This is a genomic window from Bartonella sp. AP11XZML, from assembly GCF_042196445.1.
GTDB lineage: Bacteria > Pseudomonadota > Alphaproteobacteria > Rhizobiales > Rhizobiaceae > Bartonella.
In genome coordinates this window covers 1-3,662 of sequence record NZ_JBHIQF010000095.1, presented here as the reverse complement: position 1 = coordinate 3,662, position 3,662 = coordinate 1, and the positions used below count along the sequence as shown (strand labels likewise).

Genomic DNA, 3,662 nt, shown 5'->3' with positions numbered 1-3,662 from the left:
CTATCAGTTTTAACACAAAGCTGTAAAAGCAAGCCTATTCATTCTATTCAATTTAATAAAAAGGCAGCACGATATGCTGCCTTTTTTTATTCTTGACACCCTTTCATAAAAAGATCGCTCGAATAGCTTTTGTTCTTTATCCTCCCAAGATCATCTCCATCAAGATTTATTGATTGACAAGGCTAGGTATTGTTTTTGATGCATACCAGATTGAAGTAGTTGCTCGTACACAGGCAAAAAAACGCTTTCGTTATAATCCTGAAAAGACAGCTGTGGAAGGTCTTGCCAATTTGCTGGAATTGGGGAGCGTGAAATGCGTGTAGCAGTCTTTGCGCAAAAGAATGAAAATATGCACTAAAGCGGGTGGTTATGCTTAAGGGTGAGAATAAATTCAGTGATTTTGAGAAATCTGCCCCTTACGCTGTCTTAGATATTGAATGGCATTTATCTCTCATAAACAAAAATGTCGCAAAGCGCTTCATCTCCAAGTGAAAGTAAAACTTTCAGAAAAAACACCTTATATGTATTTATTGATAAATCATATATGTTTATTGATAAATCGCGCTTGCTTCATAAAATCCCCTTCCCCTTTTTCTCAAAGCAAAAAGAAAATGTAAAGTTTTACTGTCGTAAGTAGATAAAAAGCACAAGCTACTATTATTTTCCTCTTTACACAGGAAACATACTGCAAAATATTTCTTTACGCAGATAATTTAATTAAATACACCCAAAAAACAAAGACATCAACCACTTTATCAAAATACTCAAGAAGAAACTAAGATTTATAAAAGCATCAATCAGTACTCTTTAGCATATTTATAAAACACATTACATCCAATATAAAACACCTCAGATCTAAAATTAAGTAAACTTTTTTAATTTTTGCTGACGGCTGTTCCCAACGATGCTGTCCCCCCCTTTATTCTCCTTAATGCATCAAAATATATGACAGTACTGTGATAACATTAAAAAGTACAAACAAACAACGATCATTTGCTTATAATATTATCTTTAAATATCATTTTAATATTTTTAATTATATATTTAACACGTAATAACTAAAACTATAAATATAATATGACTTAAATGTAAATATATACATTAATTATTATGTTTTTTAATTTGACTATAAGTAAATTATAAAACTATAAGTAAATTATAAAATTAGTGAGCAAGAAGAATATTTTTATAGACCATTATTTATTTTCTTATATTGTTTGTTCTTCTTATAACAAGTGGAGATATGGCAAACAGAAAAAATATTTGTAGCTTAGTTTTAAGTGAGGAGAACATAAATGTCTAAAAAATCTCTTTTATCGTATACAGCAACTGCAGCAATTCTATTATTTGGGACCTACCACAACACACAAGCGGAAGAACTTAAAGTTTCTGATGGAAAAAAAATGGAAGTCTCTAAAGAAAGCTACGAGAATATTTGGGCAGAAACGGGTGGAAAAATCATCGGCAAGAATTTAAAGCTGGGGAGTACCTCTCCAACACTACCATCTGTTACAACCGTTGTCACCGTTAAAGGATCCGATAGTTTGATTGAATTATCGGACAATACCATCATTGGTGCTCCACTTGGAACTAAATCTTCTTATGAATACGGCGTTAATATATCGGACAACGCTACATTCAAAATGACAGGAGGTTCTATCAATGTTGATAAAACCGCTATTCAGCTAAATGCTGGTAACGAAAATATGGAAAATGTCACAATAACAAGTGAAAACAGTGAACCCTATAACGCAATAAAAGCTGAAAAAAAAAGTAAACTCACTTTGAAAAATATAACTGTTAAAAAAGCAAAAAACAGCATCTTTGCAGATAACCAAACTCAAGTAACAGTTATCGATGGATCTTTTGAGGCAAACGAAACAGCAATCAATGCTCGAAACGGTAGTATCATTACTTTAAACAATAAGGCAAAAATCACATCACTTAACGGTGATGGGCTCAATGCCATTGGTGAGCAATCAAAAATTTTTATGACAGAGGGAACTGTTACCGGTAGCAATAGTGTATTATATACAAAAGCTGGTGGATATATTAATGTTAAAGATGTTGTGCTCACAGCAAATGGTAAAGGAACAAAATTCGGTGCATTTGCAAGAGGTTCCAGCACTATTGAATTGAATGGTAACACAACAATTAAAAATGCTTCGATCGGTGTTAAAGCCGAAAGTGATAATGCGACAATCAAGATGACCGGAGGATCGATTGAGGTCACAGGAGACAAAGCAGTAGGTGCATCATTTCTTAACACCACCAGCAAAGAAAACACGCTGAAAGATGTAAAAATATCAAGCGGAAATGATGACTTTCTTATGGATAAAGGAATAAGTGCTGACAAAGGAAGTATTGTCACTTTAAATAATGTAACCGTCACGAAAGCAAAAAACAGCATCTTAGCAGATAACAAATCTCAAATAACAATCACCGGCGGATCTTTTGAGGCAAAAGGAGAAGCAATAATTGCTCAAAACGGCAGTAGCATTACTTTAAACAATGGTGCGAAAATCATTTCATCTGAGCATAATGCGCTGAGTGCCATTGGTGAGCAATCAAAAATTTTCATGACAGGAGGAACTGTTACTGGGAGTAATAATTCATTATATGCAACTTTGGGTGGATATATTAATGTTAAAGATGTTGCACTCACAGAAAATGGCGAAAGTTCAGTTACAGGCGCATCAGCTGAGGGCCCAAACAGCGTCATTGAATTAAAAGGAAAAACAACGATTACGAAGACTCTCTTTGGTCTTTATGTAACGGATGGAGGCAAAATCACAAGTGAAGAATTAACGATAAAAGGGAAGAGAACAAATATTGAGGGAATCGAACTGCCCAGCATGGGTGTAAATGCTGCTGCAAATAGCGTCATTGAATTAAACGGAAAAACAACGATTGAAAAAGTTGATTTTGGACTTGTCGCATCCAATAGCACGATTAAGATGATCAATGGCGCTGAAAACAAAATAGATGCAACACTAATTGCACTAAAGATAAACAGAAATGGACATATTGATCTCGCAAATACTTCTGCAACAGCAGGGGTTTCTGGGGTGAATTTTGCAGATTTGTCTAAAAATAAGTTAAATGGCCTAAGTAATAGTAATCCACAAGATTGGCAAAACAGTGAAGTTAATTTGACCAATACAGATCTGATCGTTGAAAATGGTATTGGAATAAATACCGATGAATCAATGGGGAAAATTAATCTCAAAAATTCAAAAATCCTTGCAGATACGTTATTCAAAAACATAAAGCAGAAGACAAAACCTGTTGAAATGTTTACTTTAACCGCAGATCATTCTGTCTTACAAGGCGGTGTAAGAAATGACGAAAATGGGCAAACACGCTTTGATCTGAAAAACGACACAAAATGGACGTTGAAGATCAGTAACAATGAAAAAGATGATGATGGCAATCTCCTTGATATCGCTCAAAGATCTCGTTCTGATATTTCCACGCTTAATCTCGATAACAGCTCCATTGTTTTTGAGAAACCAACAGAAGAGCATTACCAAACATTGCATATAGGTTCTGGTAAACCAAACACGCAAGAAGTCTATAATGCAACGGGTGATGCAAAGATTTACTTCAACGCACAATGGAGTGATGGAGCACCCATCGCCGATCAAAAAACCGATAGGCTT

At 34.6% G+C, this 3,662-nt stretch carries 1 protein-coding gene and 1 pseudogene; both read left to right on the top strand.

The window, feature by feature from the left end:
- Positions 1–173: 173 nt before the first annotated feature.
- On the top strand, positions 174–323 hold the full coding sequence (locus ACFIMG_RS09640) for a hypothetical protein (protein ID WP_375612614.1): 150 nt from the start codon (positions 174–176) through the stop codon (positions 321–323).
- A gap of 972 nt (positions 324–1,295) precedes the next feature.
- Positions 1,296–3,662, top strand: a pseudogene (locus tag ACFIMG_RS09635) (autotransporter outer membrane beta-barrel domain-containing protein); the annotation flags it as partial.